Origin of the sequence: Psychrobacter sp. FME5, assembly GCF_014861375.1 — a bacterium.
Lineage (GTDB): Bacteria > Pseudomonadota > Gammaproteobacteria > Pseudomonadales > Moraxellaceae > Psychrobacter.
Genome location: NZ_RRYX01000150.1, coordinates 1 through 5074 on the forward strand (window position 1 = coordinate 1; position 5074 = coordinate 5074).

6 protein-coding genes and 1 pseudogene are annotated in these 5074 nt (G+C 42.4%); 2 read left to right on the top strand and 5 right to left on the bottom strand.

All coding sequences use genetic code 11. The features are described from left to right. Together EI161_RS13215 and EI161_RS13220 are read right to left on the bottom strand one after the other, a co-directional pair. A pseudogene (locus EI161_RS13215) lies at positions 1 to 495 on the bottom strand (relaxase/mobilization nuclease domain-containing protein); the annotation flags it as partial. Continuing rightward, on the bottom strand, positions 485 to 817 hold the full coding sequence (locus tag EI161_RS13220) for a plasmid mobilization protein (protein WP_192529760.1): 333 nt from the start codon (positions 815 to 817) through the stop codon (positions 485 to 487). The pseudogene EI161_RS13215 and the gene EI161_RS13220, both read right to left, overlap by 11 nt. Positions 818 to 1125: 308 nt before the next feature. Between EI161_RS13220 and EI161_RS13225 the strand changes: the two genes are divergently transcribed. After that, positions 1126 to 1590, top strand: coding sequence for a PH domain-containing protein (locus EI161_RS13225; protein ID WP_192529761.1), 465 nt, complete (start codon positions 1126 to 1128; stop codon positions 1588 to 1590). Between the two features lie 110 nt (positions 1591 to 1700). Here EI161_RS13225 and EI161_RS13230 read toward each other — a convergent pair whose 3' ends face one another. Then, positions 1701 to 2582: a replication initiation protein gene (locus EI161_RS13230; RefSeq protein ID WP_192529762.1), complete on the bottom strand. Its 882-nt coding sequence runs from the start codon at positions 2580 to 2582 to the stop codon at positions 1701 to 1703. 624 nt (positions 2583 to 3206) lie between these two features. On the opposite strand from EI161_RS13230, the gene EI161_RS13235 reads away from it, so the two are divergent. Then, positions 3207 to 3476 carry a hypothetical protein gene (locus EI161_RS13235; protein WP_192529763.1) on the top strand — a complete coding sequence of 90 codons (270 nt, stop codon included), beginning with the start codon at positions 3207 to 3209 and terminating at the stop codon, positions 3474 to 3476. 207 nt (positions 3477 to 3683) lie between these two features. Here EI161_RS13235 and EI161_RS15115 read toward each other — a convergent pair whose 3' ends face one another. Then, positions 3684 to 4256, bottom strand: a complete 573-nt coding sequence (locus EI161_RS15115; RefSeq protein ID WP_192529764.1) for a hypothetical protein — start codon at positions 4254 to 4256, stop codon at positions 3684 to 3686. A 3-nt stretch (positions 4257 to 4259) separates the two neighbouring features. Beyond that, a complete protein-coding gene (locus EI161_RS15120) occupies positions 4260 to 4808 on the bottom strand; it encodes an MbeB family mobilization protein (RefSeq protein WP_225735393.1) in 549 nt (182 codons plus the stop codon). Positions 4809 to 5074 lie beyond the last annotated feature (266 nt).

Here is a 5074-nt window from a genome sequence, read left to right on the forward strand (position 1 = left end):
CTGCGCCATTAATCGCTTTTTGGCTGGGTCGCTTGGGTCTGTAAAACCATGCTCAATGTTTTGCATGTCTTTCCATGCGTTCACTCTGCGCTTATCAACACTGTGGACATAGGGCTGAAATGCTCTGCCGTGTTCTAAATCAACATTAGCAAAGACAAAATTCAGCTCTAATCTGCCCTTGTCTCTATGCTCAATCCATGAGACGGCAACTCTATCAACGTCTAGCCCTGCTCGAATGGTTTGCTCAAAGCCGTCCATCAAGGCATTTTTCTCTGCTTGAGTGACCTCGTCCGCTGTCTCGGTGAACGATAAGCAGCCACTGGTGTATTTTTGCTTAAAGTCGAGGCTATCAATAAGCATGGCTTGATTATCTATGTCGCCCCTTAGTACCTCGGCACCAAGGCGTTTGCCGTCGGGCTGCTCTTTGTCTTTAAGCAGATAATCAAACACGCCTTTGCTGCCACCTGTGCCATTCGTGAAGAATTTAACGATCATTAGGCACGCTCGATGCTAGTGCTTGGTCTAGCGTGGTTTGCAAATCTAGCAAGGCGATTAATACGGCATTACCAACTTCTTGCCCTGTATTGGTCTGCTTGGCGATTTGATTGATGTTGATGCCAATGCGATTAATGGCTCGCACCAATTCGGGGTCGGCACTATGCACGATTTTTTTGGTTTTGGGTTCGGGTACGGCTATGGGTTGATCAAGTACCACGCTGCGGACGTAGTTAGACATATCGTGACTGCCTGCACGCTTTTTGATGTCTAGAAGTTCATCATCAGACACTCTGATTTTTAGCCATTTTGTCCTTGCCATTTTAACCTCGGTCTAGGGGTTGTTTTTACCCCTCAGGCTTTTTGTGAGGGGTTGGGGTTAAGGGGTTTCCCCTTACCAGTATGCCTTGGGTCAATAGTAACGGAGTGGATATTGTACCCACGGTATATGCTGGCTTAATATCATAATAACATTGAAAGATAACTATTTAGAGTTATCTTGTTTATTTATCAGCAATGTCATTCAAAACTATTACTAAATAATTTCACTAAAGTTCTTAGTCTTAGTATTTGTTACGTGTTTATTGCTGATAGAATGTTGTTTTTGTCTGATCTATGTTGGAGAAGTTTATGGGCAGTTATATCGATTCAAACCTTACTAGCAGTGAACGTGTTATCCAAGAAGCGATGGTATCTTGGTGGTCACAATGGCCATTTCTTTTGATTGGCGGCCTCCTGCTACTTAGTGGCTTAGGCGCTGCTCTAGGAGGGGGTAACGGTTTTGTTATATTGCTCCTTGCTGCATTTTTTATAGGCGTTGCTGTTCTTAGAGTTCTTACAACTGAGCTGGCTTTGACTAATAAACGTGTTATTGCTAAAACTGGTTTCATTCGTCGCAATACTGTTGAGTTGCGCTTGGAGAAAGTTGAAGGACTGATGGTTAACCAAGGTATCTTCGGAAGGATCTTGAACTATGGCTCTGTCTTAATTTCTGGTACTGGAGGAATTAAAACGCCTATCCCTTTTATCGCACACCCAACTCAGTTCCGTATGGTCGTTAACGAGTTTCTAGAGAACCCTTCTCAATTTGATTAGTCATAAATAAAGTAGAGCAAAACGAACAATAGTGAGCCATAATCAGATAGCCTAAGCAATAAAACAAGAGCCAGTCAAAAGGCTGTTATCTGATTTAGGCTTATCCACTGTCAAATTTTGCCGAGTCTTTTTCTTCTTTGGTATGTGCTCTCAGAAATACCTAACTCTAACCATGGTTTTAATGATTGCTCTGACGTAGCTACAGGCTTACGTTTAGAAACTTTGCCACCTTTACTTCCCTTAAGTGCCTGACGATAGATAAACTCATTATAGTGATAGGCATCACGTTTCCAGCAGAATTTTGCAATACTTTTGGCAGTAGCTTTAATCTCTGAGTACTGCAACGGCTCTAAAAATATCATATTCACGCTTTGAGCATGTTTAAGCACGGAATGGTACCATTGCTCCCAAGTCTTTCCTCGATGCTCTCTAATCGCAGAATACGCCCAATGACGAACGGTATCGAATAGGGAACAGTTCCTACCAAGACCATATTCTTTCTCTTTGTTTGTTAAAGGTCTGAGATCAACAAAATCCGCTAGATAATTTAACTCATAGGCTTCTTTTGTCCATACTTCAGTACGCCAATGCTCGTGCATCGGGTTTTTGGTGATGAAGTTGGTATATCCGACGTCTGCTCTTGTCTCTCTGACCAACCCTGCTTGTATCTTAGCGAGATAGTCTAAAGCTTTACGGCTGCCATGCTCACTGGTACAAACAGGTGTTTTTAGCTCATAGACGATATGGGCATGTCCATTTTTAGGGTTTTGGCTTGTCCAGCGTGGCGGTGGTAGATATTCTTCTGCCCAACGCATTGCACCATGTTCATGGTCAATATCGAGGCAAATAAAATGGGTCATGCAAGGAGGGTTGTGCTGGATATACCGCATCTTGACGGCAGTTTGCCTAGGACGAACGACTAGATTACCTAAATCGTCAGTACAATAGGGTTTATGAGGGAGATTTTCGTATATTTCAGGAAGTATTAACATCACGCACGCTTGTATTGGTGCGCCTGCTGATATAAAATGTCCATATCGAAAAGTGGGTTTTATATCTGCTGACACAGATTAAAATTCATCTAACCCCCGAAGCCTGCCAGCTTTGGGGGTTAGTCGTTTCTAGCACTTGAGTTTACGCTCTCATTCTTATTTCGTCAATTAGCAATTTTCTCGTAAAGCCACGCCATTTAAGGCTTACATTGCCCTGAAAAGTTGTACCTACGTCCTACTACAATATTTCTACTTGAATTTAAATAAGAATCACTTAGTACATTCTCATTAAGCATCTGTGACAGATAACAATTTATAAAATCACTAAACTGCTAATATTAAACACAAATTTAATGGCTATATTGCTGTTAACCCACATTAATTAGCAGAAAGCTGCTAAACAAGAATCCACTGGTAATTACTTACTATTACAAGAAGATTTTTAGTTGTTAGATTGGTAATTTATATACTACTGAACGATGAAGTTATTAGTTGCTAACCTTGCGTTCGGAAATCATGATTAGCTTTATCAATTCATAATATTCTAAACTTTAGGAAATAGTTTCTAATAATATTGGAGTTCAAAAACAATATATAGAATATGTATACCAAGGATCTTAATTAATGAAAAATCTTACTCTGTCATTACTTGTTGGCGCGACACTTACTATTCCAAGCCTGGCAATGGCCGCCGAACCAATGAACACGGAAGCCACGACTGCAGATACTACGTCTCAAACTCAATACGAAAGCACTGATGATGCAGCTCAAACTCAATACGAAAGCACTGATGATGCAGCTCAAACCCAGTACGAAAGCACTGATGGTACAGCCCAAACTCAGTACGAAAGCACTGATGATGCTAGTGCAGAGCAAGTACAACCATATAACTAGTTCAAATAGTAAAGAGACCTCTGTAGGTATATAGCAAATAGGCTAATTCATAGAAAGCCGCAATACACTAAGAGTCTCAAATAAACTAGCTAAACTAAAAAATGCAGCCATTAGGCTGCATTTTTTAGTTTAGCTAGCGACCCATACTTGGAGATCGTGATCTTATGGGTGTTCTAGCACGCTCAAGTTCTTGCTCTTTGGCTTGTATTAGCTCTCTAACTTGCTCAGCAGCGTGTTTAATTTCTTCACCTCCTCTTGTATTGCCGTCTGCGATCCGGTTATTTTCGCTTGTGACTGCTCTATTTTGCTCTGTACGTTCACTAATTCTCTCAATCCGCTCTCCCACTTCATGGTATCGCTCTCTAATTGCGTCGTAACGCTGTTGAGATAGTCGGGCTGCGCTATCGTACTCTGATACGTCTTCAACTGCTCTACGAGTTGAATCTGTACGTTTCCTAAAGCTAATAACTCGCTTATCAATGATGCCTGCGTCGTTACGTGCTCTTTCCGATATGCGACCCAGCCATTGAACACGTTGGTTTGTTCTGTCATTGAAGTTTGCAACTGCTTGAACAACGTCGGTAAGCGTTCTAACTCTTGCGTCTTCGTCTTTGCCAATTTGTTCAATGATGCGGTCAATTCGGCTATATCCTGGTCTTTCTTGCGTAGCTGCTGCTGTGTGTATCGCTCTTGGTTGTCTAGCATTTGCTCTTGGCGTTTGATCGTGTCCTGCTGTGCTTGTAGGGCTTTTTGTACTTGCTCTAGTAATCTCTTGTCCATGACTTACCTCTGCCCGTAGTTGATGGGCTGATGCTGTATCTGTGTCTGCGGCTTTTGAATGATGTAGGTTGGTTTTGAGAACTTTTTGACTGATACTGCCCCTATGATGATGCCTAGCACCAGTATCGTAAGTGCGACCAAACTGGCTACGATTGCCCATTTCTTCATTTCTGATCTGATGACCTGCGCTATCCTGTCCTCTCGCTGCGCTATAAGCTGCACGATGTGCTGTGTGTAGCTCTCTATCATTGTCTCTGTCTGTTCTGCGAGTTGGTTTAAATCTTGGGTTAAATGGGCTTGGACGTTGCTCATATAGTTTTCGAGGGCGGTACTCATATCGGTTTGATGCTTGGCTAACATCGCGAGCAGCTGCTCGTTGCTCAAGTCGAGGCTTTCCATGCCTTGTTTGATGATAGTCTCGCTTTCTTTTAATTTCGCTGTCATAAAGCTGTTTAGCTGCATCGTAGCGTTCTGTACTTCTTGCTCGATAGTCTTCGCTTGCTGCTGTGACTGTGTTTTGAACTTCTCTGCTAAAGTTAAAATCTCGCTCATATAATCCGCCTGTCAGCCTGATATTTCGTTTCCCTGTTGGGTTCTTGATAGAAATCGCCCTGTCCGTCTCTCGTGCGATCTCAAAGCCACCATCTTTTAGGGCTTGAACAACACCCTCACGATTGGTTATCGCACCCTCAATAATTAATGCATGTAAGCCCTCAGTAATGGCTTGCCTAGTGTCTTTAATATCCCTTGGTAAGTTGTCACGCTGCGCCATTAATCGCTTTTTGGCTGGGTCGCTTGGGTCTGTAAAACCATGCTCA

Excerpts from the sequence above, each read along its gene's own strand:
- EI161_RS13220 (WP_192529760.1), bottom strand. The coding sequence starts at position 817 with ATGGCAAGGACAAAATGGCTAAAAATCAGAGTGTCTGATGATGAACTT.
- EI161_RS13225 (WP_192529761.1), top strand. The coding sequence starts at position 1,126 with ATGGGCAGTTATATCGATTCAAACCTTACTAGCAGTGAACGTGTTATC.
- EI161_RS13230 (WP_192529762.1), bottom strand. The coding sequence starts at position 2,582 with ATGTTAATACTTCCTGAAATATACGAAAATCTCCCTCATAAACCCTAT.
- EI161_RS13235 (WP_192529763.1), top strand. The coding sequence starts at position 3,207 with ATGAAAAATCTTACTCTGTCATTACTTGTTGGCGCGACACTTACTATT.
- EI161_RS15115 (WP_192529764.1), bottom strand. The coding sequence starts at position 4,256 with ATGGACAAGAGATTACTAGAGCAAGTACAAAAAGCCCTACAAGCACAG.
- EI161_RS15120 (WP_225735393.1), bottom strand. The coding sequence starts at position 4,808 with ATGAGCGAGATTTTAACTTTAGCAGAGAAGTTCAAAACACAGTCACAG.